General features: G+C 51.2%; 24 protein-coding genes and 5 tRNA genes (1 of these 29 cut by a window edge). 21 read left to right on the forward strand and 8 right to left on the reverse strand.

The window, feature by feature from the left end; all coding sequences use genetic code 11:
• The 4 genes from JOD01_RS00025 to JOD01_RS00040 form a co-directional block, all read left to right on the forward strand.
• Window positions 1-45 (forward strand) — tRNA-His (locus JOD01_RS00025); it begins 31 nt to the left of the window's first position.
• Window positions 46-48: 3 nt separating this feature from the next.
• Window positions 49-122 (forward strand) — tRNA-Cys (locus JOD01_RS00030).
• 10 nt (window positions 123-132) lie between these two features.
• Window positions 133-209 (forward strand) — tRNA-Arg (locus tag JOD01_RS00035).
• 890 nt (window positions 210-1099) lie between these two features.
• On the forward strand, window positions 1100-2338 hold the full coding sequence (locus tag JOD01_RS00040; RefSeq protein WP_204516185.1) for a glycosyltransferase family 2 protein: 1239 nt from the start codon (window positions 1100-1102) through the stop codon (window positions 2336-2338).
• Window positions 2339-2397: 59 nt separating this feature from the next.
• Here the strand turns inward: JOD01_RS00040 and JOD01_RS00045 are convergent, their stop codons facing one another.
• A complete protein-coding gene (locus JOD01_RS00045; RefSeq protein ID WP_204516186.1) occupies window positions 2398-2685 on the reverse strand; it encodes a spore coat protein in 288 nt (95 codons plus the stop codon).
• A 24-nt stretch (window positions 2686-2709) separates the two neighbouring features.
• A complete protein-coding gene (locus JOD01_RS00050) occupies window positions 2710-2904 on the reverse strand; it encodes a spore coat protein (RefSeq protein WP_204516187.1) in 195 nt (64 codons plus the stop codon).
• Between the two features lie 174 nt (window positions 2905-3078).
• Here JOD01_RS00050 and mnmL point away from each other — a divergent pair, with 174 nt between their 5' ends.
• Window positions 3079-4041, forward strand: a complete 963-nt coding sequence (gene mnmL, locus JOD01_RS00055) for a tRNA modification radical SAM protein MnmL/YtqA (RefSeq protein WP_204516188.1) — start codon at window positions 3079-3081, stop codon at window positions 4039-4041.
• Window positions 4042-4267: 226 nt separating this feature from the next.
• On the opposite strand, the gene JOD01_RS00060 is transcribed toward mnmL, so the two are convergent.
• A complete protein-coding gene (locus JOD01_RS00060) occupies window positions 4268-5014 on the reverse strand; it encodes a glycerophosphodiester phosphodiesterase (protein ID WP_204516189.1) in 747 nt (248 codons plus the stop codon).
• Between the two features lie 408 nt (window positions 5015-5422).
• On the opposite strand from JOD01_RS00060, the gene ablB reads away from it, so the two are divergent.
• Window positions 5423-6265 carry a putative beta-lysine N-acetyltransferase gene (gene ablB / locus JOD01_RS00065; protein ID WP_239565096.1) on the forward strand — a complete coding sequence of 281 codons (843 nt, stop codon included), beginning with the start codon at window positions 5423-5425 and terminating at the stop codon, window positions 6263-6265.
• Here ablB and JOD01_RS00070 read toward each other — a convergent pair.
• Window positions 6246-7808, reverse strand: a complete 1563-nt coding sequence (locus tag JOD01_RS00070; RefSeq protein ID WP_204516190.1) for a PucR family transcriptional regulator — start codon at window positions 7806-7808, stop codon at window positions 6246-6248. The two genes, ablB and JOD01_RS00070, sit on opposite strands and share 20 nt — an antisense overlap.
• Window positions 7809-7961: 153 nt before the next feature.
• On the opposite strand from JOD01_RS00070, the gene JOD01_RS00075 reads away from it, so the two are divergent.
• The 8 genes from JOD01_RS00075 to JOD01_RS00110 all read left to right on the forward strand — a co-directional run bounded on the left by JOD01_RS00075 (window position 7962) and on the right by JOD01_RS00110 (window position 15789).
• Window positions 7962-9329, forward strand: a complete 1368-nt coding sequence (locus JOD01_RS00075; protein WP_204516191.1) for an aspartate aminotransferase family protein — start codon at window positions 7962-7964, stop codon at window positions 9327-9329.
• Complete coding sequence (locus tag JOD01_RS00080) at window positions 9326-10024, forward strand: CoA transferase subunit A (RefSeq protein ID WP_204516192.1); 699 nt, start codon at window positions 9326-9328, stop codon at window positions 10022-10024. The genes JOD01_RS00075 and JOD01_RS00080 overlap by 4 nt, the downstream gene beginning before the upstream one ends.
• The gene (locus JOD01_RS00085; RefSeq protein WP_204516789.1) at window positions 10015-10680 is read left to right on the forward strand and encodes a 3-oxoacid CoA-transferase subunit B; all 666 of its coding nucleotides are present in this window, start codon (window positions 10015-10017) and stop codon (window positions 10678-10680) included. The genes JOD01_RS00080 and JOD01_RS00085 overlap by 10 nt, the downstream gene beginning before the upstream one ends.
• Before the next feature lie 20 nt (window positions 10681-10700).
• Window positions 10701-11981, forward strand: a complete 1281-nt coding sequence (locus JOD01_RS00090; RefSeq protein WP_204516193.1) for a peptidase — start codon at window positions 10701-10703, stop codon at window positions 11979-11981.
• Window positions 11982-12044: 63 nt separating this feature from the next.
• Window positions 12045-13400, forward strand: coding sequence for a 4-aminobutyrate--2-oxoglutarate transaminase (gabT, locus tag JOD01_RS00095; protein WP_204516194.1), 1356 nt, complete (start codon window positions 12045-12047; stop codon window positions 13398-13400).
• Between the two features lie 17 nt (window positions 13401-13417).
• A complete protein-coding gene (locus JOD01_RS00100) occupies window positions 13418-14836 on the forward strand; it encodes an aldehyde dehydrogenase family protein (protein ID WP_204516195.1) in 1419 nt (472 codons plus the stop codon).
• 138 nt (window positions 14837-14974) lie between these two features.
• Window positions 14975-15063, forward strand: a tRNA-Ser gene (locus JOD01_RS00105).
• Between the two features lie 102 nt (window positions 15064-15165).
• Window positions 15166-15789 (forward strand): DsbA family oxidoreductase, encoded by a 624-nt coding sequence (locus JOD01_RS00110; RefSeq protein ID WP_204516196.1) that lies wholly within the window; start codon window positions 15166-15168, stop codon window positions 15787-15789.
• Window positions 15790-15872: 83 nt separating this feature from the next.
• On the opposite strand, the gene JOD01_RS00115 is transcribed toward JOD01_RS00110, so the two are convergent.
• The gene (locus JOD01_RS00115) at window positions 15873-17132 is read right to left on the reverse strand and encodes a DUF1343 domain-containing protein (protein WP_204516197.1); all 1260 of its coding nucleotides are present in this window, start codon (window positions 17130-17132) and stop codon (window positions 15873-15875) included.
• A gap of 185 nt (window positions 17133-17317) precedes the next feature.
• On the opposite strand from JOD01_RS00115, the gene JOD01_RS00120 reads away from it, so the two are divergent.
• From JOD01_RS00120 to JOD01_RS00140, 5 genes are all read left to right on the forward strand, one after another.
• Window positions 17318-17403 (forward strand) — tRNA-Ser (locus JOD01_RS00120).
• A 146-nt stretch (window positions 17404-17549) separates the two neighbouring features.
• Window positions 17550-18191, forward strand: a complete 642-nt coding sequence (locus JOD01_RS00125; RefSeq protein ID WP_204516198.1) for a nitroreductase family protein — start codon at window positions 17550-17552, stop codon at window positions 18189-18191.
• 135 nt (window positions 18192-18326) lie between these two features.
• A complete protein-coding gene (locus JOD01_RS00130) occupies window positions 18327-19115 on the forward strand; it encodes a copper amine oxidase N-terminal domain-containing protein (protein WP_204516199.1) in 789 nt (262 codons plus the stop codon).
• A 106-nt stretch (window positions 19116-19221) separates the two neighbouring features.
• Window positions 19222-19854: a YhcN/YlaJ family sporulation lipoprotein gene (locus tag JOD01_RS00135; RefSeq protein WP_204516200.1), complete on the forward strand. Its 633-nt coding sequence runs from the start codon at window positions 19222-19224 to the stop codon at window positions 19852-19854.
• A 179-nt stretch (window positions 19855-20033) separates the two neighbouring features.
• Window positions 20034-20546, forward strand: a complete 513-nt coding sequence (locus JOD01_RS00140) for a DUF3907 family protein (protein ID WP_204516201.1) — start codon at window positions 20034-20036, stop codon at window positions 20544-20546.
• 16 nt (window positions 20547-20562) lie between these two features.
• Here JOD01_RS00140 and JOD01_RS00145 read toward each other — a convergent pair whose 3' ends face one another.
• Both JOD01_RS00145 and JOD01_RS00150 read right to left on the reverse strand, forming a co-directional pair.
• The gene (locus tag JOD01_RS00145) at window positions 20563-21156 is read right to left on the reverse strand and encodes an NAD(P)H-dependent oxidoreductase (protein ID WP_204516202.1); all 594 of its coding nucleotides are present in this window, start codon (window positions 21154-21156) and stop codon (window positions 20563-20565) included.
• Window positions 21157-21175: 19 nt separating this feature from the next.
• Window positions 21176-22567, reverse strand: coding sequence for a S8 family peptidase (locus JOD01_RS00150; RefSeq protein ID WP_420829065.1), 1392 nt, complete (start codon window positions 22565-22567; stop codon window positions 21176-21178).
• A gap of 203 nt (window positions 22568-22770) precedes the next feature.
• Here JOD01_RS00150 and JOD01_RS00155 point away from each other — a divergent pair, with 203 nt between their 5' ends.
• Window positions 22771-23412 carry a trimeric intracellular cation channel family protein gene (locus JOD01_RS00155; RefSeq protein ID WP_204516203.1) on the forward strand — a complete coding sequence of 214 codons (642 nt, stop codon included), beginning with the start codon at window positions 22771-22773 and terminating at the stop codon, window positions 23410-23412.
• A gap of 75 nt (window positions 23413-23487) precedes the next feature.
• Here JOD01_RS00155 and JOD01_RS00160 read toward each other — a convergent pair whose 3' ends face one another.
• A complete protein-coding gene (locus JOD01_RS00160) occupies window positions 23488-24372 on the reverse strand; it encodes a metallophosphoesterase (protein ID WP_420829061.1) in 885 nt (294 codons plus the stop codon).
• A 286-nt stretch (window positions 24373-24658) separates the two neighbouring features.
• Between JOD01_RS00160 and acsA the strand changes: the two genes are divergently transcribed.
• Window positions 24659-26374 (forward strand): acetate--CoA ligase, encoded by a 1716-nt coding sequence (acsA, locus tag JOD01_RS00165; protein ID WP_204516204.1) that lies wholly within the window; start codon window positions 24659-24661, stop codon window positions 26372-26374.
• Window positions 26375-26432 lie beyond the last annotated feature (58 nt).

A 26432-nucleotide genomic window follows, 5' to 3' on the forward strand; every position in this document is an offset into this window, starting at 1 on the left:
TTGTGGCTCCGACATTCGTGGGTTCGATTCCCATCGATCGCCCCATATGGGAGTATAGCCAAGGGGTAAGGCACGAGTCTGCAAAACTCTCATCCCCGGTTCAAATCCGGGTACTCCCTCCATCTGTCTTAAGTCCCAGTAGCTCAGCTGGATAGAGCAACGGCCTTCTAAGCCGTCGGTCGGGAGTTCGAATCTCTCCTGGGACGCCATATTGTTTAAAATTGTCTAGCAACACTGCTGTGTAGCAAATGATTACGGCAGACGCCGAAGGATCTACGCTGCAACGGGCTTTGTTGGCGAGGAAGAAACATAGTTGTTAACCTCCTGCGGACTACAAAAGTCCAAGGGAGGTTTTTCACGTTTTGTGCTCAGTTAGGCGTAAATCGGCAGTTCATTGGTGGTAGAAATGGCTTAACCGTCAATGATCCGTTTATCCTGACCATTGTCCGGAAAAAAGAGGAAGATTAGTCGCTTGGACCGAGGTGATTCTTTGTCTGATGCAGCTAGTTGACATAAAATACCCGGTAAAAAATAGCGATCTATGAGACATGCCAAAAGAACGAGAGAAATGGATGATGAAATCGTTCTAAAGATCTCTTTTCGGAATATAAGTAAAACTAGCCTTATTATCTGGTTCTATGCGAAAAAATGCGTATTGACGCCAAGAGAAGCGCTGTGTATACTTCGTTATTGGCGAGGAGTGCAAAGAAAAAACTGGAGCAGCGGATTGGCACATATATGATACAGAAGCAGTCCGTTTGCAGCCCATTGGGGAACGTGAGCATGATTCCATAGACAGTGCAACGTTATATAAAAAAGCCCATTGACAAATTCGGGCATAGTTCTTCAATCAAACAGGCAAGTAAGCTTCGAAGGGGAGGCTTTTTTTTCTGACCGTTTTCCTAGAGGAATAGAAAGGTGGAAACGGGGGAAAGGTGATAAAAGCATAGTTTCTTGTTTTGCCACTTTTGTATGATTGCGGCAAGGCTCGAAATGATGTAAACTCGCAATGTGATGTTGTAAATAGAGAAAATTTGGAAGTAATCACTAACCTAAACGGAACAGAAACAAGATCGAGTTTAGGTCGAGGAGTAGACAAATGAGTATACTAAAAGAGATAATTGAGGGTTTAATCATCGGAATTACAACGGTTACAGGTGTCGTGAGTACTTACCAGACATTGGTTTCGTGTGGAGGGTTATTTCGTCGTAAAGAAGAAGTGGCAAATAAGCCGCAAAAAACATTTGCGGTGCTGATTGCTGCCCATAATGAGAGTGCAGTCATCGCACCCCTGATTGAAAATCTAAAAAAACTGGATTACCCAAAAGAAATGTACGATATTTTTGTCATCTGTGATAACTGTACCGATAACACAGCGGAGATTGCCCGACAGCATGGTGCGATTGCCTGCGAACGTTTCGACAACACAAAACGGGGAAAAGGATTCGGCATCGAGTGGATGCTGGAGAACCTCTGGTCCATGCCGAAACAGTACGATGCAGTGGTCATGTTTGATGCCGATAACTTGGTCGACAAAAACTTTTTGTTGGTGATGAACGACCGGCTCTGCAAAGGGGCTCGCGTGATTCAGGCATACCTGGATTCCAAAAACCCGTTTGACTCGTGGATTACGCTTTCTTATGCGGTTACTTACTGGTTTACAAACCGGATGTGGCAGCTGGCACGCCATAACCTTGGATTGCCAAATACACTCGGTGGAACCGGATTGTGTATCGAATCCAAACTGCTTAAGGAAATGGGCTGGGGAGCAACCAGCCTGACCGAAGACCTGGAGTTCGCCACACGTTGCATCGAACGGGGAATTTACCCGACGTGGGCGCATGACACCAAAGTTTACGACGAGAAGCCGATTGACTTGAAATCATCCATGCGTCAACGGTTGCGTTGGATGCAAGGTCATTACGATGTAGCGGGACGTTACATCGGCTCGGTCAGTAAAAATGGGTTGAAACAAATGAAACTGGGAATGCTGGATGCTGCTTTTTATCTGTTTCAACCGATGTATGTTCTAATTGTTACATTTATGTCCATTTTGTTTGCCGGACGTTTCTTCGATATCGAATGGCTGACCCCATCCGTTCAGCCGTTACCGGACTGGTTTGTTTTTACGACCACCGGGCTGTTTTACCTGTTGCCATTCCTCGCCTTGTATCTGGATAAGGTACCGCTGAAAGGATACATCGGCTTGATCTTTTTGCCTTTCTTCTTCTTGACCTGGCTGCCGATTTTCTTTTACGCGTTCTTTACAAAGAAGAACCAGGTCTGGAGCCATACGGTGCACAGCCGGGCGATTCGGATCGAAGAGATCCAACAATAGCGAACTGCAGAATGAACAAAAACCACAGGGAAGCTCCTTGTGGTTTTTGTCGTTTTTGGCTACACCATTTGGTAGCCCATCGCTTGTGAAGCTTCCTGCAAATTTTGCTTAACCATTTGCATCGGTTCCATCTTCGCTTGATAATAGCCTTGCTGGATCGCAAATTGGGCCAGACTTTGCTGGTAATGGACAGCATCCATCATCTGTTTCTCCAGGACATTGCGGAGCTGTTGGTTCTGCGCTTCATTGATCGCACGCGCGTACAACATCACTGCTTGTTTGGCCGAGTTCAACAGATCAAGGGCGATTGTTTTTTCAGAAACGCCGGAAGCGGCAGTTGTGCTCATGGGCATCTTTCCTCCTGGCAGCGATTATTGGCCGAAGATTTGCTGAAATTGTTGGAGATGCTGACGGCTCACCTGGAGATCTTGCTGGATCAGGGAGCGCAGTTCGGTGCTGTTCACTTGGGAAAGGTAAACCTGCGCTTTTTCGGCACAAATCGTTTTAAACCCGATAATTTCATGGACGTCGAGGCATTCGTGAGGGGCGAACGATTGACTGGGCATGGGATGCTCCTCCTTTTCCTTGTTCCTTGTCGAACGGGGCCGTTTTAGAACAGAGCGGCACATGCATAGGATGGATCACAGCTCGTTTCTCTATGCCAGCAGGATTTACTTATCGCGAACTTACATAAAAACCTGTTAGAATAAAAAAGTCAGGTTATGAAAGGAGTTATGGCAATGAACACGAGCACCGACTCGCTGATTGTCCCTGAAGGCCGGCGATGGGGAGACAAGCGCTTTCATACATGGAATTATCATTTACGCCAGCAATTTGAGGATAAAGTATTTAAAGTGCCCCTCGATGGAGGATTCACTTGCCCCAATCGCGACGGAAAAGTAGCGATCGGCGGCTGCACCTTTTGCAGTGCCAGAGGATCGGGCGACTTTGCCGGAGATCGGCGGCTGGATTTGGTGAGACAATTTGACGATGTAAAAAGCCGCATGCATGAAAAATGGCCGCATGCCAAATATATCGGCTTTTTCCAGGCCTTTAGCAACACCTATGCGCCGGTTGAAGAACTGCGCGAGATGTATGAAGTTATCCTCCAACAGGAAAATGTCGTAGGCCTGTCGATTGCCACCCGCCCCGACTGTTTGCCGGACGATGTGGTCGAATATTTGGCAGAGCTGAACGAACGCACCTACCTCTGGGTAGAACTGGGCTTGCAAACGATCCATGAACGGACATCCGCTTTGATTAACCGCGGACATGATTATCAATGTTATCTCGATGCGGTGGAAAAATTGCGCAAGCACAAGATCCGGGTTTGCTCGCACATTATTTTCGGCTTGCCGGGCGAAAGCAGGCAGGAGATGATGGAGACCGCGCGTGCAGTAGCCAAACTTGATGTGCAGGGAATCAAAATTCACCTGCTTCATTTGTTGCGCAAAACACCGATGGTCAAACAGTATGAGCAAGGATTGCTGCGGTTCCTGACACGCGAAGAGTACACCAAACTGGTGGTTGATACATTGGAAATCCTGCCGCCGGAAATGGTTGTGCAGCGGGTTACGGGAGACGGTCCCGCCGATCTGTTGATCGGTCCGATGTGGAGCCGCAACAAATGGGAAGTGCTCAACGGCATTGACGCAGAATTGGCGCAGCGCAACAGTTGGCAAGGGAAATATTGGCGCGAATAATAACAGCCCCTCCAGCGGCAGGTTGTACCGTTGGCGGGGCTGTTTCCGTTTCGTTCAGTGTGTTTCGCCGAGGATGGACACGTCACGGCATAGCTGTCCTGCTCCCGTTCGGCGCGATACACTTGTTCATGCCGAAAACAGTTCGGGATGGTTCATCGACGCCAGCGCCGTATGTATGCTGTCCAGCGGGAAAGCCGGGAAGAGGTGTCAAGCAGAGGGGGATGAATCATCGCAAATTGCTTTTGCTCATTTTCGAAAACTGTTTATAGGCCCGCAACGGATAGTTTGTAATAATGCCGTCAATTTGCAACTTCGCCAGATTTTTCATCCCTTTCACATCATTGATCGTCCACCCGTACAAGGTCAACCCATGCCGCCGCGTTTCCTCGACGAGCGAGGCCGTTATTTCCTCTTGCGGAGCGTGCAATTGATCCGCCTGAAACCGCAAAGCCATTTCCCAGGGGGTTCGCAAACGGCCGATGTATAACAAGCCGGTTCGCAAATCGCCCGCCAACTGTTTGACGTGAAGCAGGCTGTCGTAGTTAAACGAAGAAATGACCACGCGATGTTCCAATTGATATTTTTTGATCAGCTCAATCACTTTTTCCTCAAGTGAAGGCTGCGGCAGCAAAAAGTTTTTGAGTTCGACCAACATCAGCAACGGGGTATAAGCGACGAAGGCACACACTTCCTCAAAAGTTGGAATCGTGGTGGGATGGAGTCTTTCATCCAGCCAATTTCCGACACGCAATTGCCGCAGTTCAGCCAATGTATGGTGCGAAACGAGTCCGGTTCCGTCTGTGGCCCGATCCAGAAAGTGGTCGTGGATGACCACAACTTGCTGATCTTTGGTCAGCTGAACATCCAATTCGATTCCGTCTGCGTGATGGCGCAGGGCTGCCTGAAAGGCTGGCAACGTATTCTCGGGATAGCGGCCGGAAGCACCGCGATGGGCAAAGATGAGCGGTTGCATGGCAAGGAATCCTCCTTCCTCTGCCAAACTGGCGCTTTCACAAGCGGGTATGGCCAGAGTCGGCTTTTCTTCATACCAGATAAATATGCCGGGGGACGGGCTGACTTGCCGAGAAGAATAAAACTCCCTCTGCGAAAAAAGGGAGCCTGAGGCGAAGCTAACTGTCAAGGACGGTCAGGACAATGACCAAAAGAACAAAGAGAACGAGCACCAGCCGAAAATCGGTTTTGCCTGCGAGCGACATGGGAAGTCCCTCCTCACCATAAATCTGCTTCTGATTAGCATATGCACGAACGTGGTACACTGGCACGAACGCATTTACAGATTCGCAAAAGTTTATACAGTATGGCGAATGACGCAACGGTCTCTCCCGGCTAGAATGAATGCGTAGAGAGGAGGGACGCGGAGATGAATGTTTCGCGAATGATAGAGCGCGGCGAATTGATCATTGACCGGCAAAATCAGCGGATCAAGCTGTTTGGTCACCCTGGCGGTGAGACAGAAGCGATCCACCAGGAGCTGTGTACGTTAGCCAAGCGGGAGTCTGCCAGCAAACTGATTGTGTATGCCAGAAAAGCGGAAAAGGAAACGTTCGTTCAAACCGGCTATCGGGAAGAGGGCAGAATTGACGGCTTTTACGCCGGAGAGAATGCCTATTTGTTATCCTGGTTTCTGACTGAAGAACGGGCTGCCTCTGCCGCCGGGACGCTGGCCGATGAAATCATGCAAATCAGCCTGGCAAAGTCAGGCAGCGGAGAGCCAAAATCGTTGCCAAACGGTTACCGCATGCGGGCTGCACATGCGGCAGATGCGGAAGAAATGGCCAGATTGTACAAGCAAGTATTCTCTACTTATCCGACCCCGTTAGATGATCCTGCCTACATTCGTCAAACAATGAACGAATCGACCTACTATTTTGTCATTGAGTGGAACGATGCGATTGTCTGCGCTGCCTCGGCTGAAGTCAGCCGGAAATATCGTTCCGCGGAATTGACCGATTGTGTGACTCATCCCGATCATCTTGGCAACAGCTTGATGCAGCCATTGTTTACTACCTTGCAACGGAAAATGGAAGAGCTCGGCATTTACTACCTTTACACGTTAACGAGAGCTTTGTCGCTGGGGATGAATGTAACCGCCGCCAAGCATGGTTATCAGTATCGCGGAAGATTAATCAACAATTGCACGATTTTTTCCGGTTTTGAAGATATGAATATTTGGGTCAAGCCGCTTAAAGCGACTTGGGAATAGGCAAGTCCTCCGGATAAAGAAGATGGTGCAGCCGATAGGCCATCACTGCCAGCTGCAACTGCCAGCGTTGCGCGTGGTCGCTCAGGTCACAGCCTGTTTTTTCTTCAATCTGCTGCAAGCGGTACTTTAAAGTGTGGCGGTGTATATACAAGGCTTGCGCTGACTGCAGACCGTTCAGGTTTTGCCGGAAATAGACCTGTAACGTTTCAAACAGCTGCTGCCCGTGCTTCTGGTCGTGCTCCAGCAGTTTTGCCAAAAGGGGGCGCCAAAGCATCTCCAATTGTTGCGCCTGCTGGTGAAAGGGAAATAAAAATTGGTAGCCTTGCAACTCATCATAACGAAGCACGTGACGCCTCCCCCCCACCAACGGAGCCGTCTTCACGGAAAAAATCGCTTCTTTGGCCGCTTCCCCCAGTTCGGATAGCTGCGACCGCGCCAGACTGACGCCAACTTGCACCGGTTCCTGCGGATACAGCCGAGTCCATTCCTTGACGAAATCGCGCAAAAACCGTTCATTTTCCGGCCGTGCATGCAGGAGCAGCAGCAACAGATCGGAACGCTGCCGTGACAAACAGGAGATCTGCTTGCGGGCAACCAGCCGTTGGACAATGGTACTGACACGGGTAGATTGTTCCGCGGATGGCAAAGCGGCCGGGCCGCACTGTCCGACCTGGATTGCCGCGACCAAGTGGCGGCCCGTCAGGGAATATCCGAGCATCTGACTGCGAGCCTCCAACTCCCGGCCGGCGGTGGCACGGCCTTGCAACAACTCCTCGGCCAAATCTCCCTGCATGCGCCACTCCGTCGTAACGATAGCCCGCTCCTTCATGTATTCCAGCGCACAGAGCGTAGCGGCATGCTTGATGGCGATATAGTCCAACTCCTGCCACTGGTTTTGAGGTTTCGTCAACGTTAATTGGCCGTAGGTTTCCAGATGGGCGCGAATCGGGACGGTAAAGCCGGTTTGGCTGTCGATCGACGTTTCCGGTGAATCGCCGATCGTTAATACGCGATCGCCAAACACATCGCTGAGTTCTACCCGTCCTCCCGTCAATTCGGCAAGGATTTTCGCGATCGCCGGCAGTCCGCCATGCGACAGAGCGGCCTCAATCATCTGGTGATGGATGGCGGCGGAATAAGCCATTGTTTCAAACTGCCGGTTGATGATCGGCTGCAAAATGGCGCGTGTAACAGTGGAGAAATTCAGCTGGGCCGGAATCTCAATCAAAGGCAGGCTGTGCCGGTCGGCCATCTTCCGCAAAAAAGCGGGTATCTCCTGCAAATAAAAGCCGGTGTGCAAAGCAACGCCGCTTAACTTGCGCGCCACCAGCGAGGGAATAAAGTTGGCCATCTTCTCCGGAGTGTCTTGCAACCCATACCCCGTGGTAATCAAAAATTCCCCTTCCTGCAACCGGGTCACGTCTTCCAGAATTTCGACAATCGTCACCCAGCGGATCACATTGTCCAATCCAGCTTCGCCGGCAACCAGACGGGTCTGCACCATATCGGGAAGCTGAATCGCTTCGCGGATCGTTATCGTCATCGCAACGTCTCCCCCTCTCTGTCTGTTTCCATTATACAAAATGTACAAAATATTTCGCTTATTGCCGAAACATTTTCTGTCAGTTGGGAGAATGGCGACTGCGGCCGCCCGCGCTACGATAAAAGCAACAAGAACTGACAGGAGGCTAAATGGATGCGCAGTCATTTGATCAAACCGGAGTTGGGCAAAGCCTACCCGTTGATTGACTATGGAAAAGGCATTTACTTGTACGATGCAACCGGAAAGCGCTATGTGGATGGCTGTTCGGGAGCCGTGTCGGCGAACATTGGCCATGGAATAACGGAAATAATCGAAAAGATGGCCGAACAGGCCAACCGCGTTTCCTTTGCCTATCGCGCGCAGTTCACGAGTGAGCCGGCGGAAGCATTGGCGGCCAAACTGGCCGAGTGGGCACCGGATCGATTGAACTGGAGCTTTTTTGTCAACAGCGGTTCGGAAGCGACGGAAACGGCTCAGAAGATGGCGATTCAATATTGGCAGGAAAAAGGATTTGCGCGCAAGACGAGAATCATCTCCCGCTGGATGAGCTACCATGGCATTACCCAAGGCGCTTTGTCGATGTCGGGACACGTGTTGCGCCGCAAACGGTTCGTTCCGATCTTGAACGATTATCCGGCCGTATCGGCACCCTACCCGTACCGCCGGCCAGCCGGCATGAGTCTGGAAGAGTACGCTGTATCCTGTGCAAATGAACTGGAACAGGCCTTGCTGCGAATTGGTCCGGAACATGTAGCCGCTTTTATCGCAGAGCCCGTGATCGGCGCAGCGGGGGGAGCGGTTGTGCCGCCCGATGGCTACTTTCAGCGAATCAGGGAGATTTGCGATCAATACGACATTTTGCTGATCGCCGATGAGGTCATGACCGGACTGGGCCGAACGGGGAAAAAGTTTGCGGTCGAGCATTGGGGAATCCACCCTGACCTGATCGCTTTGGGCAAAGGGATGGGCGCGGGGTACACGCCAATCGCCGCAGTTTTGGCCAGCGATGACATCGTCGGGACAATTGCAGCCGGCAGCGGTGTGATCATGGGCGGGCATACCTACAGTGCCAATCCGCAGTCGACAGCGACCGCGCTCGCTGTTCTTCAATATATGGAGCAGCATGACCTCGTTTCGCAAGCGGCGGCAAACGGCCGTTATTTGCTGGAGAGATTGCAGCAGCTTGCCGCAAAGTACCCGCTCATCGGGGAAGCGCGGGGATTGGGGCTGTTGACAGGTCTGGAATTTGTCAAAAACAGGCCAACCAAGGAACCGTTTGCCTTGTCTCTGGGGATCGGACAGCGGGTGTTGGAAGCGGCTTTCCGCAGAGGACTGCTGATCTATCCGGCGTTTGGCGGTTTGGACGGAATGGCTGGGGATGCCGTCATCGTCGCGCCCCCATTGATCATCACGCCAGAACAGATTGATGAAATGATCGGATTGCTCGATGCCGCGATCGCCGAAGTGCAGGAACAAGTCAACGCCGGTGTCCTGGCGAGCGAATCAGGAGGTCGTGTATGAACAGGGAGAGCAAACGGTTGGACAAAGTGGTAGAGCTGGAAGAAGCGATGCAACATCTTCGTTCGGGAATGACGCTGATGGTCGGCGGATTTGGCGGCGTTGGCAATCCGCCCAGCCTGATTCAAGCGATTTTGGATCGGGGGATTGACGAGCTGACGCTGATCAGCAATGACACCGCCTTTCCGGACATTGGCGTTGGCCGCTTGATTACCGAGCGGCGCGTAAAAAAGGTCATTGCCTCCCACATCGGTTCCAATCCGAACGCAGGGGCACAGATGACCGCAGGCGAGCTGACGGTGGAGTTTTCCCCGCAAGGGATTTTGGCCGAACGAATTCGCGCTGGCGGCGTCGGATTGGCGGGAATCCTTTCCGATATCGGTCTGGGAACGATCGTTGAGCAGGGAAAGCAAAAAGTGTCGGTTGGGGGCAAGGAATATTTGCTGGAGCTGCCGCTGCGGGCGGAAGTGGCGTTGATCTATGCCAGCAAGGCCGATCGTTTTGGCAATCTGCTGTATGACACCACTGGCCGCAACTTCAACCCATTGATGGCGATGGCTGCGGACATTACGATCGTGGAAGCGGAGCAGATCGTCGAAACCGGGACGCTTGATCCGGAGACGATTGTCACACCGGGGGTATTTGTCGATTGGATCGTACCAAGCGGAGGGGTGAACTGGAAATGGGCATGGGAGTAGGGGAAGCGGGCTATCGTGAACGAATTGCGAGAAGAGCGGCCCAGGAACTGCGAACGGGCATGATTGTCAATTTGGGGATTGGCATTCCGACATTGGTGGCCGACTACATTCCTGCTGATGTGAAAGTGGTGTTTCATGCAGAAAACGGTATTCTCGGTTCCGGCCCCCGTCCGGAACGGGGAGCAGAGAATCCGATGCTTTGCAATGCAGGCGGATTTCCGGTCACGCTGCTTCCCGGCGCATCCTGTTTTGACAGCGTAACCGCCTTTGCGATTATTCGCCAAGGTTTGCTGGATGTGACGATATTGGGGGCGCTGGAAGTCAGTCAGACCGGCGACATCGCCAACTGGATTGTTCCCGGCAAGCGGGTGCCGGGGATGGGCGGAGCAATGGAATTGGCCCAAAAAGCGAAGCAGGTGATGGTGTTGACCACCCATCTGGACAAAAACGGGCGTTCGAAAATAGTCCGTGAATGCCGCTTGCCGCTGACGGCAAAAGGAGCAGCTTCGTTGATCATTACGGATATGGCCGTGCTGGAGGTTCGTCAAGACGGGCTTTATTTGCGCGAGGTGATGGAGCCGTATTCTTTGGCCGATGTGATTGCTGTCACAGAGGCGGAACTGAAAACGGACGGAGAGGTAGCCATTTTTCATTAATGGGAGGGCGGAAAAACGAGATGGCAGACTTGATTCAAGAATGGAGCGAAAAAATTCACAAGCAGTTGGCCCGCAAACAAGCAGCGGCCACGGAGTTGTTGCAAGGCTGGGTTCGGGAGCAGACGGTCCAAGGCAACGAGCGCGGACTGCAAGAACAGCTGGCGTGCTACTTGCAGAAGCTCGGCTTGGAAGTGGATCTCTGGTATATGGACGGCAAAGAGCTGAGCCAACATCCTTATTTCGTTTCGCCGCGGCTCGATTTTTCTGAAAGCCCCAATCTGGCCGCTGTCTGGAAAGGTACGGGCGGTGGGCGCTCGCTCATCTTAAACGGACATGTGGATGTGGTGCCGATTGGGGATCGCTTACAGTGGAAGCAGGACCCTTTTGGCGGAGAGATCGTCGACGGCAAGCTGTATGGCCGCGGGTCGACCGATATGAAAGGCGGAAATCTCGCTTCCTTGTTGGCGATTGAAGTGTTGCGCGACTTGGGGGTGAAATTGAAAGGCGACGTCATTTTTCAGAGTGTGGTCGAGGAAGAGAGCGGCGGCGCCGGCACGTTGTCGGCGATTTTACGCGGCTATCGCGCCGATGCCGCGTTGATTCCCGAACCGACCAATATGCAAATTTTTCCGAAACAGCAAGGATCGATGTGGTTCCGGCTCCGAATCAAGGGACGGTCGGCACATGGCGGTACACGCTATGAAGGGGTGAGCGCGATCGAGAAAAGCACGCAAGTCCTGGCCGCGCTTGCCCGCTTGGAGAAACGCCGAAACGAACGGCTCAGCGACCCGCTTTACGCCGAATTGCCGATTCCGATCCCGATCAACGTCGGTGTGATCGAAGGCGGCAAATGGCCATCCTCTGTGCCGGATTTGGTCAAAATGGAAGGGCGCATGGGGGTTGCACCCGATGAAACGATGGAGCAGGCAAAGCAGGAGATGAAGCAGGCGCTGGCCGGGCTGGCCGAACAAGACAGCTGGTTCGCCGAGCATCCTGTGGAAGTGGAATGGTTTGGGGCGCAATGGGTTCCCGGCAGCGTTCCATCCGATCATCCGTTGATGCGGCTGCTGGGGGAAACGTTTCAATCCGTAACGGGCAAGGCGCCAGTGATCGCGGCGTCCCCTTGGGGGACAGACGGCGGTTTGTTGACCGCGCTTGCCGATACGCCAGCCATTGTGATCGGGCCGGGTGTGACGGAAGTGGCCCACTATCCCAATGAATATATTCGGCTTGCTGACATTTTTCAATGTGCCGCAATTTTTGCGTTAACGATTTTGCGGTGGTGTGAACCGGCTGAATAGTCCGTCCGGTCGTCTGAAACGAACCGCGTTGAAAACAAAGAATACGAGGAGGCTGAACCACGAATGAGCACGGTCAAGCGAACATACATTGAATTGAAAACCCCTTTGCCTGGTCCGATCGCCCGGGAACTATGGGCACGCAAAGAAGCGAATGTTCCGCGCGGTCCGTTCACGACCTCGCCGACATTTGTGGCAAAGGCGGAAGGAGCGTTGTTGACGGATGTCGATGGAAATACGCTGATCGATTTTGCCGGCGCGATCGGTTCGATCAATGCCGGACACTGTCCGCCCACCGTTGTCAAAGCGCTTCAGGAACAGGTGCAAAATTATCTCCATACTTGTTTTCATGTCATGATGTATGAGCCTTATGTCAAACTGGCCGAAAAACTGAATGAGATTACGCCCGGCAATCACAGCAAAAAAACGTTTTTCCTGAACAGCGGTGCGGAAGCGGTCGAAAATGCCGTCAAACTCGCGCGAAAATATACGGGGCGCAAAGGGATTATTTCGTTTGAACGCGGCTACCACGGCCGGACGTTGATGGCGATGAGTTTGACCAGCAAGGTACGTCCCTACAAATATCAATTCGGTCCATTTGCTCCGGAAACATACAAAATGAATTACCCGTATTATTACCGCGCTCCTTACGAGCTATCCGCCGAGCAGCTGGATGAGCAGTTGCTTCGCCGCTTCGCAGACTTTTTCCTGGCGGAAGTGCCGGCTGATGAGGTCGCCGCCGTGATCATGGAACCGGTGCAAGGCGAAGGGGGCTTTATCATCCCGTCCAGGCGGTTTGTCCAAGGGGTTAAAGCGATCTGTGAACAGCATGGCATCCTGTTCATTGCCGACGAAGTGCAAACCGGCTTTGGCCGTACCGGCAAACTGTTTGGCATCGAACATTACGAAATCATTCCTGATATAATGGTAATGTCCAAATCGATTGCCGCCGGCTTGCCGATCAGCGCCGTGACAGGACGGGCGGAGATTATGGATGCCGCGAATCCCGGCGAAATCGGCGGAACCTATGGCGGAAGTCCGCTCGGATGCGTTGCAGCGCTGGAAGTGATCAAGCTGATGGAAGCGGAAGCGTTGCCTGACAAAGCACAGTTGATCGGAACCCAATTGATGAACCGTTTGGCGCAATTCCGCCAACGATACCGGGAAGTGGGCGATGTGCGCGGTATAGGCGCGATGTGTGCCCTGGAAATCGTCAGCGACAAACAAAGCAAAGAACCTGACAAAGAATTGACCGCAAAAATTATTCAAGCCTGCAATCAACGCGGACTCGTTATTCTCTCGGCAGGATTGTACAGCAATGTTGTCCGCATCCTTTGCCCGTTGGTCATCACCGAGGGACAGTTGAACGAAGGACTTGATGTGTTGGAGGGTGTACTGACGGAGTTGTGCACCCCGGAATGATCGGAGGAGTAGTTGAAATGAAAAAATCGTTTTATATTAACGGCAATTGGGTTGGCGGGGACAGCTACAGTCCGCTGTATGCCCCCTATAACGGTGAAATGATCGCCGAAATTCCAATGGCTGATGAACAGATCATCGAACGAGCGATTGTGGCGGCAGAGCAGGCGACTGGCGTGATGCGGCAAATGCCAGCGCATCAGCGTGCCCATTATTTATATACATTGGCGGCTTTGCTGGAAGAACGGTTGGAAAAGGCAGCGAAACTGATCGCGCTGGAAGCGGGAAAACCGATCAAAACGGCGCGCGGTGAAGTGATCCGCACGATTCAGACCTACAAATTCGCCGCAGAAGAGGCAAAACGCATCCATGGCGAAACGATTCCGCTTGATGCGGCGATCGGCGGCGAAGGCCGGTTGGCGTATACGGTACGCGAACCGTTGGGAGTGATTGGGGCGATCACGCCGTTTAACTTCCCGATGAACCTGGTGGCGCACAAGGTTGGTCCGGCGCTGGCGGCAGGCAATACGGTTGTACTCAAACCGGCGTCGCAAACTCCGCTGTCCGCTTTGTTCCTGGCAGAACTGGCGGAAGCAGCCGGCCTGCCCGCAGGCGTGCTGAACGTCGTCACCGGCAGCGGCGCAGTCGTCGGTGAGAAAATGGTCGCTGATCCTCGCATCAAGGCGATCACCTTTACCGGAAGTCCAAATGTAGGGATCGGGATTCGCAATCGGGCCGGCTTGAAGCGGGTTACCCTCGAGCTTGGGTCCAATTCCGCAGTCATCGTGGATAAAGATGTCGATTTGTCAGAAGCCGTTGCGCGCTGTGTGTTTGGAGCGTTTGCCTATTCCGGCCAGGTTTGTATCTCCGTACAGCGCATTTACGTAGTCAAGGAAATGTATGATGCCTTTCTGTCGGCGTTTGTCGCGGAAACGAAGAAACTTCAGGGCGGCGATCCGCTCTCCGAGGACAGCGATTATTCGGCGATGATTACCCCCAAAGAGACGGCGCGGGCGGTCGAATGGATTGACGAAGCGCAACAGCGGGGCGCACGTTTGGTTACAGGGGGAGAGGTCAAAGGCACGGTTTTGACGCCAACGATTTTGACTGATGTACCTGCTGATGTAAAAGTCTCCTGTCAGGAGGTATTTGGTCCGGTTGTCGTAATCAATCAGGTGGAGAATGTGGAAGAAGCGATCGCGCTGGTCAATGACTCGCGCTACGGTTTGCAAGCGGGGCTGTATACGCGGGACCTCTCGCTGGCGCTGCGTGCGGCAGATCTGCTTCATGTCGGCGGGGTGATCATCAATGATATTCCCACCTTCCGTGTCGATCATATGCCTTATGGCGGGGTGAAGGAAAGCGGCATGGGCCGGGAAGGAATCAAATATGCCATTGAAGAGCTCACAGAATTGAAACTGGTCGTGATCAAAAAGTAAGGAAATTGCCGCCCGGTCGCAACACGGCCGGGCAGTTTGAGCGATTGGGCACGCTCAGCGAAAAATTTATAAAAAAGCCTTGCATAACATAAAATGAATATGCTATATTAATACTTGTCAAAAACAAGTGAACAACGCGGAGGGATACCGAAGTGGTCATAACGGGGCGGTCTTGAAAACCGTTAGGCGGCAACGTCACGGGGGTTCGAATCCCTCTCCCTCCGCCATAAAAACGAGAGCAAAACCGATGATTCAACAGATCATCGGTTTTTTTAAACTTCCGTTTGCGCTAAGCCGTATTCTACTCTAAACAAAGTGAGGAAGCCCGAATGATTATTGATGTGTTTCAAGATACAGTCTGTCCGTGGTGTCGCATTGGCAAAAAGAATTTGATGGATGCTCTCGCCCAATGGCAAGGGGAGCCTGTCACGATTCGTTACAGAGCATTTTTTTTGGACCCGGGCGTACCGAAAGAAGGTTTGCCGTTTCATGAAACAATGCAGGCGATTACCGGTGGGAATCTCGATGAGGCGCTTGCCCGCATTACCGAAGCGGGAGAGGCAGTCGGTTTGAATTTCCGCTATGACCGCGTGCAAAAACGGCCCAATACGGTTGCTTCCCACATATTGATCAAGCTGACGCCGGAGGAGAAAGCGTCGGACATTGTTGAAGCAATCTATAAAGCGTATTTTGAGGATGGACTGGACATTGGCGATCTTGACGTTCTGGTGAAGATTGCGGAAGAAAACGGGTTGGATGGGGAACAAATCCGCGAGCAGATTCTCAGCGATGAAGCGCAGGATGACCTCGAGGAAGACTTGTCCATTGCGCAGGAATTGCAAATTACCGGAGTTCCGCTGTTTGTCTTTGATGAGAAGTTGGCGTTGTCCGGCGCTCATCCGGTAATCAATTTCCTCAAAGCGTTGGAAACGGTCGCAGAAGAAGAAGCGTAAGCAGGAAGACGTGTATAAATAGGCCGCCCTTTCCTTAAAAGAGGAAAAGGGCGGCTTTTTGCATTGCTTGCTATAAGGCGAGATCACCAGCCGTAGACAGCGGTATTGCCGTTTTGGTTTGGACCAATCAACGGCGCAACCGGTTGATAAGGCTCCTCCCCATAAATCAAGTACGATTTGCGCAACTCTTTGAAATTGGCCAAATCCTGAGCATACATTGTTTCGATTTGCTGCGGTGACAGATTTTTCTCCAAATATTGACCGATTTTGTTTGTTCCCATAATTTTGTCAAACATGACAATGGTCGATCCGCTTTTCGGTACGGTAAAATTGGTCAATTGTCGAGCATAGGCCAAGGCGTAAATGCCGGTCTTCGCCGGATTGAACAGATGATAGTCGTTGATTTGCAGTTTCACGCCGCCGTTTGCTCCTCGTGGCTCGGCGATGAATTGCACGCCTGGCAAATTGGCTTGATTGAGGAGAGCGGCAAACTTGTTGGAATCCAACCCTTTGCTGCCGATCCAGCGGAAGTTGGATTGAAATACACCGGTCCCTTCCCCGAGCCCGGTGGCCATATAGCCAAATACGGATTCAAGGTCAGGAATCATCGGAGAGCTGGGCACCCACTTGAGACCAGTATCCTGATAGATCATGCCGCGCGTGTATCCTTCCATTGGCACGACAACGAGATCCGCTCCGATTTTCCGATTGAAAAAGAAGGCCAGTTCGCCTGCCGTCATGCCATGAGCCATCGGCATATTATCCACGCCGACAAAGGAGATAAAAGGATCTTCGGCGACAGGGCCTTCCGCGATCGTTCCGCCTACCGGATTGGGACGATCCAGCACGATGATCTGCTTCTGGTATTTTTGCGCGGCAATCATACAATAATTCAGGGTTGACATGTATGTATACGATCTGGCGCCGATATCCTGAATGTCAAACAGCAGCACATCGATGTTGCTGAGCATTTCCTGCGTGGGCATGCGCGTCGAGCCATACAAGCTGTATACCGGGATGTTATACACGGGATGGATATAACTGGTCACGGTTGCGCCTGCTTTCGCTTTCCCGTCAATTCCGTGTTCCGGACCGTACAAAGCGGTCAAGGTCACTTCAGGATCTTGGCGCAGCGCTTCGATCGTACTGATTCCCTGGCTGTTGACGCCCGTTTGATTCGTCACCAGTCCAACCCGTTTTCCTTTGATCAAATCGTGAAACTTGCTGAATAACAACTCGTCTCCCAATTTGATCGCAGGTGCAGGCATGTCTTCGGCAAAGCTGGATGCCGGGAAGCTGGCAACCAGGATGGCCAATAGGAATACCATTAGGAATTTTCGCATTTCTTCCAACCTCTCCCTTGATGTGAAATTCATGTTCTGAGAAATCATACCATCTCTATTCTTTTAGACGCCAGAGTCTATCGACATGTTTCTGCATTCTTTGAAAAAATGGAACAGGGAAAACGGCGGCAGGGGGAAATTGTCTGTTGCAAATCCGGCCTCAATCGGTTATGATTAAGTTCTATGGAGGGATACCGAAGTGGTCATAACGGGGCGGTCTTGAAAACCGTTAGGCGGCAACGTCACGGGGGTTCGAATCCCTCTCCCTCCGCCTTAATAAACGTGTACAAGCTAATGGTGATCCCATTGGCTTTTTGTTGTTTCGTCATTCTTGACATACAAGAGAATCATTCCAGACTTATATCGTTGGCTGCTGCTGGACATCTTACTAACTACATAAGGAGGAGAGATCTGATCATGACAACATCGACAAGCCCGTTTGCTGCTTTTTCTGCAGTGGTGAGGGAGCGGCATGCGGTCAAGCACTATGATTCAACCGCAAAAATGTCGCATGAAGAGATTGAAGAATTGCTGGAATTGGCGATCCAGACCCCTTCGTCGTGGAATTTGCAGCATTGGAAGTTTCTCGTCATTGAAGAGCAGCAGGCAAAAGAAAAATTGCTGCCAATCGCCAATCAGCAAAAACAGGTGGTGGAAGCTTCTGTTACAGTCGCGGTACTAGGCGATCTGCAAGCCGATCAAAATGCGGAAGCGGTCTACCAGGAAGCGGCCGACAGAGGAGAACTGCCGCAGCAAATCAAGGATGCGCTGCTCGACCAAATTTATCGATTGTATGAAACGAATCCGCAAGCTGCTCGGGATGAAGCGATCAAAAATGCCGCTTTTGCCGCGATGACCCTGATGTTGGCGGCGAAGGCCAAGGGATATGACAGTTGTCCGATGGGCGGGTTTGATGCTGGAAAGTTGAAGGAAGTGTTCGGCATTCCGGATCGTTATCTGCCGATTTTGCTGATTTCGATCGGAAAAGCGGCCAAGCCCGCTCGGCCGTCCAGCCGATTCGCTGTCGAGCAAGTCACCAGGTGGAATCAATTTTCCTAAAGGCGATCGGGTGCTTGGCAAAGTGTCTGGCACCTTTTACCGCCTGAGGAATTTGAGCAAAATTCTTGCGGGATCAAAAATATTATAGTAGATTAAGAGCGGCTAGACTAATCTGGAATGGAGTGACGAATCGAAATGTTTAAAAAGAAACTGGCAGCTCTTTTTCTGGCGATTACGCTGATCCCGTCCACCGTGTTTGCAGCGGGAGCGACGACTTCGACCGCAACGCAAGCCAATATTAAGGTTCAATACAATGCGAGTGCGATTGCTTTTCCTGATCAAAAACCGTTGATTTTGAATCAACGCACCCTGGTGCCAATCCGTCCGATCGCCGAAGCGCTCGGCTTCCAAGTAGGCTGGGATGAGAAAACGCGCACGGTCAGTGTGGAAAAAGGCAACAACAAGGTCAGCCTCGTGGTCAGTCAAAAAATTGCGAAACGCAACAATGAAACGATCACCCTCGACGTTCCCGCGCAAATCATCAACAAGCGTACTGTCGTGCCGGTTCGCTTTATTGCTGAAGCGCTGAACTATGAAGTGAACTGGGAAGCAAAAACGCAAACAGTTGCGATCACGGACAAGGCGGCTGCACCGGCTGCGGCGGAAACGACACCTGCAGCGACAGACACCGCTTCCAGCCAACAAGATACGTCCAAGCTGACGGAAGCCGACTTGATTGACGAGGAGACCGTCTTTGGCCGCAGTGTTCAATTGGGGAAAACAGGCATTTACCGTGTTTCGGGACAAGTTGAACCGGGAGCAAAAGTAACGCTGGAGATTGACAAAGAGTATGACGTACAAACGGAAAGCGACGGTTCGTTTGAATTCACGGTCCCGGTCAGCGGCGCCTATGAAGAATATACGCTCATTGCTGTGAAGGACAATGAATTCGAGAAATTTGAGGGCGAGTTTGAAAGCAGATAAATCGTACCGGCGAGTAAGGCTGACTCTCGACCGGAGAGGAGAATCTTAACTCGGTTAAAAACCCTTCCTCCGCACAAGCTAATGGTGTGGAAGGAGGGGTTTTTTTATGGGATCTTGGAAACAGACAATCGGTTATCTCGGTTTGTTGGCAGGCCTGCTGACGATGCTTTCCGGCTGTACGCCCGACAAGCAAAGGGGAATGGAAGATCTCGGGCCAAACAAATACAAAACCAAATTTGACGCATATGGACACAATTTATCAGATGACAATGCCGGACGCGACAAGGGAATGCTGGCGATGTTTTATGTTACCGGAGAGGAACGGCGGGAACCGCAGCTGATTCAGCATCTCCAGAATCGGATCAGAACGATCGGCGGAGTGGAAGATGTCAAAGTGATCTCTTATCAAGATAACCTGATCGTCGGCGTCCGCACAAAAGGCAGTCCGCGGCCCGATCTCCGTTACGAAGTGGACAGCCCATACACGCAAAAGCGGACCGTTCAGCCCTATACCGGAAAGCCGGACCATACGCAACAGCTGGTCGTTGAAGAGATCCGCGCACGACTTCAGGCGGAAACCCGGTTTAATCAGCTTTATGTGACAACCAATCCGGCTTTCTATCGGCGAATCAGCGAATTGTCACAGCGGATTGGCAGGGACCATGTGCATGAAGACGAACTGCGCGTGTTGCTGAATGAAATCGGCTACACGACAAAACCGTTAAACCTGACCGACTGAAGCAAGAGCAAAACCTGCTGAAGGTGTTGTTGTGACACGGGCAGGTTTTTTTTTGTTCGGAGATGTTTGTAGAAATTTCAATAAGATTGTAGTTGATTGGAAAAAGAAAATTCTTGTGTATCCCGTCTTGTTTTTTTACAATGATAAAAAAGTGACAGATTCCTCCCAAGGAGGTCGTTATGGCTGGGAACCATTTAAAGCAATTATGTGAGGATACTTATCTGCGATTAAAAAAAGTTAGCATGGAACTGGAACGGTTTCTGAATCAGACTACTTTAAACGGTTTGGTTCAACAGTCAGGTGATCCGGAAGAGTACGAAGCGTATTATCGCGATTATCTCTCCGATTTTCGACACCTGTTGGTTTACTGCGAGAACGCTTATGAAAAATTGGGCGTTGCCTTGCGCCGAGCCAAATTTAACGAGGAGTTTGCCGAAGAAGTACTGTACCAAGTGTATCACACATGCATTAATAACTTTTATTATCCTCGCGGCGAAGTGTATGACGAGGATGGTCGCTACTCCTATACGGGACAGGACGCGATTATTTTTCGGAAACCTGTTACAGCCGATTTGCGCAATTTGACCTTATCCATGTCAAAAGTGTTTGAACAGCTTCGGGATGAACTGCAATATTATGAAACGGACTACATCACCAAAAAACGGATGCAAAAAGAGGGAGCACAGTTGTAAACAACTGTGCTCTTTTTCAGCTTGTGACGGGGACCGGGACGCTGCCAATCAGCGCTTGTACCTCTTTCAACATTTGTTGACGGCTGTTGTCATTGACATAAGGAACGGCAGCGAAATTTTTATGCTGGACATCGTATCCGATGAATCCGAGGATGCCATCCGCGATCTGCTTCTTGATGACGGAGGCCATGCCGCTTTGCTCCATTTCCTTGTCAGATTCCCGCGTGGTGGTGATGACGATTGCCTTTTTGCCGGATAGCAAACCGACTGGTCCCGCTTGTGTGTAACGGAAGGCAAAATTGTCCACAAACACCCGGTCGATGTAGCCTTTGAGGATCGCCGGCTGCGACCACCACCAGACGGGATAGATCATCACCAGCAAATCGGCTTCGGTAATCAACTCTTGTTCGGTTAATATTTCCGGCGCAGCCGTTCCTCGCTCCACAGCCTGCATATCATGCTCATCAAACACGGGTGAAAACTTGAGTTTGTACAGATCGCGAACGTTTGTCTCGATCTGCTTCTCCTGACAAGCGTCGATGACCGTCCGCAAAATTTCATGGTTAAAGCTGCTGTCGCCAGGGTGAGCGAACACGATGCATGCTTTCATGACAATTCCTCCTGTTTGGTTAATATCTGCCCAGTCCAAAGCCAAGACGTTGGAACAATCGGCTGATCAGACCGCCGAATCCGCCTTGATCGGCAGGGGCTCGATTGGCTGTCGGTTCCGGTCCGGCTTGTTCTAAGGCAGCGTTGACATTGATAAGTCCGTATCCGTACAGATCGTCTCTGCCTGGCTGGCCGAGATCCTGTGAAGTACGGCGGATAATGTCCATCACTTCGCTGTTTTTCAAATTCGGCTTGACGGAACGGATCAACGAAGCCAAAGCGGCGACGTGAGGACATGCCATGGATGTGCCGGAAAGCGCGGCGTAATCACTGTAAATGTAGGTGCTGGCAATATCTACGCCTGGCGCTACCACATCGACGTAACTGCCGAAGTTGGAGAAATCGGCTCGGCGGCGATTGTGATCGACGGCGGAAACCCCGAGCACTTCTTTGTAAGCTGCCGGATAACCGGGTTGATCGGTGGCGTCGTTCCCAGTTGCCGCAACAAGCACCACGTTTTTTTGAAAAGCGTACTGACAGGCTTCCTGCAACGCTGCCGATGGTGTATAGTTGCCCACGCTCAAATTGATCACATCAGCGCCGTGGTCGGCCGCCCAAATGATCCCTTGGGCAATGTCGTACGCGGTCCCTGAACCATCGGCACCAATCGCTTTGATCGGCATCAATCTGCTGTTCCATGACATCCCGGCGATTCCGCTCGCATTGTTGGTTCTGGCGGCAATAATTCCGGCGACATGGGTGCCATGGCCGTTGTCATCCATCGGGTTGTTGTTGTCTTCGATCACATTGTAGCCAGAGACAACCTTTCCTTGGAATTCGGGATGCTGCAAATCAAGTCCGGTATCGACGATAGCCACGATAACGTCCTTGCTGCCTTCGCTGATTTCCCAGCTTTGCTCCATCCCGATCATCGGCAAGTTCCATTGGTATCGTTCATAGAGCTGATCGTTGGGGCGGATGACATTGGGCAGCAATAAAAAGTTGGGCTCCGCATACATCGAATCGGGATGCTCGGCAAAGTATTTCATTAATTCGTGCGTTGTTTTCGAGTTTGATTTAATAATCATCGCATTGCCGTAATCCCGCTTAATATGGCCATCTACCGCTTTCAGTAATTTGTTGATTTCTTCCGCAGAGGGGCGGGGAGTAAACCGAACGACTACCTCATGTTCTACATAATGGCTGCGGTCTTTGGCATTGTGATGGATTTCCTTGATATGAGGCTGACCTTCCAGGTTGCGGCGTGTATCTTTCACTTGTTCAATATAGTTGATCCGCGGCACTGCCGAATCCAGCGACGTCACCGTGGGATGAGGCTCCTGCATCTCTTCCGCATTGTGACGGTAAACCGGAATGGCGATAACAGCAATCAAAACGATAGCAACCAAAATGGTGGAGAACGTTTTCAACAAACTCACTCCCTGCAGTCTTATTACCGTTTAGCGTGTTACAGAGCGGGGGTGTTTATGAAGGAAAAAGCTGTTTAACGATACCACTCCGTCAGCCAGCGAAAAAGATTGCACAAAGCCGATAAATCGGTATAATGAACAAGGACTTGAAAACAACAGGATAAGTCAGAGGAGGTTATACTTGCTTGCCGTGGGAATGGTTTAGTTTGATCGGGACCATTGCGTTTGCGATCAGCGGTGTGATTGTAGCGATGGAGGAAGAATATGACTTGTTGGGAGTCTTCGTGTTGGGGCTCGTTACCGCCTTCGGTGGAGGTTTGCTGAGGAATATTTTGCTGGGCATTCCGATGGGGCAATTTTGGGAACAGGGCGACTTGTTTACCATCGCCTTGGCTTCGATGCTGCTCGTCTTCGTATTGCCGGCCAAGTTCATTCATTATTGGAATCGCTGGGGATTGTTTCTTGATGCCGTTGGTCTTGCCGCTTTTGCCATCCAAGGAGCGCTGTTCGCCACCCATATGCATTATCCGTTAAGTGCGACGATTGTGGCGGCTGTTTTGACCGGAATCGGCGGGGGGATCATTCGTGATGTGCTCGCCAGCCGCAAACCGCTTGTCTTCCAAGAAGAAATTTACGCGGTCTGGGCCATGCTGGCGGGAGTTGCGATTGGCGTGGGGATGCCGCAGCATAACTTTTACTTGTCCGTTTTGTTTTGCGTCATTGTCGTATGCCGCATGCTGTCCATTTACTATGGCTGGAAATTGCCCAGACGATCGCTGCGCAACAGGCCTGTTGACGAGAATCGGCATTTTGTCTACCGGGCGTAATGAAACGGTTATGTTGGACCGCTGACATAAATAAAAAAAAGACGGAAGGCATGCTGTGCATGTTCCTTCCGTCTTTTACTTAGGGGCCAGACCGACGGCTGCTTCCTGAACAAACGAAGCGATCGGTGAAAAGTCTGCTTGCAAAGTGTGCAACGTAATTTCCGGACGGGAGCGAACTCTGATGTTCACGCCGGTCTGACCGAGACCTTCGCTGATATAGAAGGGACGGCCCTCATAGTAATGCAAGCCTTTGACCATATTCATTCGCGGCAGTTTGCCCATTTTGGCCAAGTGATAAGGTTTCGGCCAATGAATTTGTCCGCCGTGAAAATGACCGGACAACAAGTAATCAAAAGTAAAGTCTTTCATTTGCAAGACAAGGTTGGGGTCGTGTGTCAAAACGAGCTTCAACCCGTCCTGATCAACGCCGTTATACGCTTTTGCCAGATCGCTGTGCCGTGTGGAATAATCATCGACGCCGATGACATGAATTTTTTGACCATCCCGCTGAAACGTGATAGTCTCGTTGACGAGGACATGAGAGCCGATTCGCTCCAAGCCGGCTTTTAGCTGAGTCAGTTTTTCTGCAGACAATTTATAGTCATGGTTGCCGAACACGACGAAAGTACCGTACGCGGGCTGTAATTTCATAATCGTTTTCACGTATTCAATGGCGCGGCCAATGTTTTTTTCCCGATCCAGCAAATCTCCGGTAATGGCAATGATGTCAACCGGTTCGTTGCGGAAGCGGTCGACCACTTCTTCTGCTTTTACCGAAATGTTTTCCATATGCAAATCGGACAAATGCAGCACTTGCAGGGGAGCAAACGGTTCGGTGCGATTCTCGGCAGACGTGTGCACGACAACCGGGATATAATTGATCGTTGCCTGAAAAGTATTGCGGTAAGCGCGGAAAAATAAAAGGAAGAGCAGGACAACTACCAACATAAGAATGGTCACGCTTGTTCACCTCAAATCTAGTAATCTCGTGTTGCAGTACGGTCTATTATACTAAAAATAACGGGCAAATTCATAAGCAGTTACTGGGAGCGCCTTCGGCAGAAGCGAAAAATTCAGTTTCTTTGGAGAATTTGGGAATGTCAAATGCCCAGAAAAATGGTATGATGGAGGAGAAAGACAGAACTGGCTTGATCAAATTTTATAGGATGCGGTTTACTCTTCAACAACATAATGGGAACGCGAAAACAAGAGAACAGATGATAAAATTCGCAAGGAGAGTGAATGTATGAAGGTAGAAATCATCCCACCAACCGAAGGAAACTTTAATCTTGAGGACTATCAGAAAACGTACGACCATTTTGACTGGTCCGAAGTGGAAAAAGAGTTCTCCTGGTACAAAACCGGCAAGATCAATACGGCATATGAAGCAATTGACCGCCATTTGCAAACGGGAAAAGGCGACAAAGTTGCTCTCTATTATTTTGACCAAACGCGGGATGAATCTTATACATTTGCCGATTTGAGCAAATTGTCCAACAAATTTGGCAATGTCTTGCGGAAACTGGGGATTCAAAAAGGCGATCGCGTTTTTGTGTTTATGCCTCGAACTCCGGAACTTTATGTAAGCGTTTTAGGGACAATCAAAGTGGGGGCGATCATCGGACCGCTGTTTGAAGCATTTATGGAAGGGGCCGTGCGCGACCGCTTGCAGGACAGCGAAGCTGTGGCAATTGTGACGACACCAGCCTTGTTGCCGCGAATTCCGTTAGCGGACCTGCCGCACTTGAAGCACGTGATTGTTGTCGGTGAACAAGCGGATTTGCCGGCTGGCGTGATCAGCTACCATGAAGAAATGAAAGCGGTATCAGACGAGCTTGAAATCGAATGGGTCGATCGGGAAGATGGCCTGATCTTGCATTATACATCGGGTTCCACCGGAAAACCGAAGGGCGTGTTGCACGTTCACAACGCCATGATCCAACATTATCAAACGGGGAAATGGGTGCTCGACCTGCAAGATGATGACATCTTCTGGTGTACGGCCGACCCAGGCTGGGTGACCGGGACTTCTTACGGTATCTTTGCACCGTGGTTGAACGGGGCAACGAGCGTCATTCGCGGCGGCCGATTTACGCCGGATGATTGGTACCGTACGATCGAAAAATACAAAGTGACCGTTTGGTACAGTGCGCCTACCTCCTTCCGGATGCTGATGGGAGCGGGCGACGAGCTTGTTCAACGCTACGATCTCTCCTCGCTGCGGCATGTGTTGAGCGTAGGGGAACCGTTGAACCCTGAAGTGGTTTATTGGGGGCAAAAAGTGTTTAAGCAGCGCATCCATGATACATGGTGGATGACGGAAACCGGCGGACAGTTGATCTGTAACTACAAATGCATGCCGATCAAGCCGGGCTCAATGGGCAAACCGCTTCCAGGCATCTATGCCACGATTTTGGATGATCAGGGCAATGAACTGCCTCCCAACCGCATGGGAAATCTGGCCATCCGCGTCGGTTGGCCGTCGATGATGCGCCAAATCTGGAAAAACCCGGCCAAATATCAAGAGTATTTCTACGTTCCGGGCTGGTATATTTCCGGAGACTCGGCATACAAAGATGAAGATGGCTATTTCTGGTTCCAAGGGCGGATCGATGATGTGATCAATACTTCCGGTGAACGGGTCGGACCATTTGAAGTAGAAAGCAAGTTGGTGGAGCACCCTGCTGTTGCCGAAGCCGGGGTGATCGGCAAACCTGATCCTGTTCGCGGCGAAATCATCAAAGCGTTTATTGCCTTGCGGGACGGCTATGAACCAAGTGACGCCTTAATGGAAGAGATTCGCAAGTTTGTGAAGGAAGGACTCGCTGCGCATGCCGCACCGCGCGAAATCGAATTCCGCGACAAATTGCCGAAGACGCGTTCTGGTAAAATTATGCGCCGCGTCTTGAAAGCGTGGGAGCTTGGGTTGCCAACCGGCGACACATCTACCATGGAAGACTGATGCCTCTGGCAAACTTCCGATGAAAGGTTGTCGAGATTAACTCTCGGCAACTTTTTTT

The organism is Brevibacillus fulvus, assembly GCF_016908525.1.
GTDB lineage: Bacteria > Bacillota > Bacilli > Brevibacillales > Brevibacillaceae > Brevibacillus_G > Brevibacillus_G fulvus.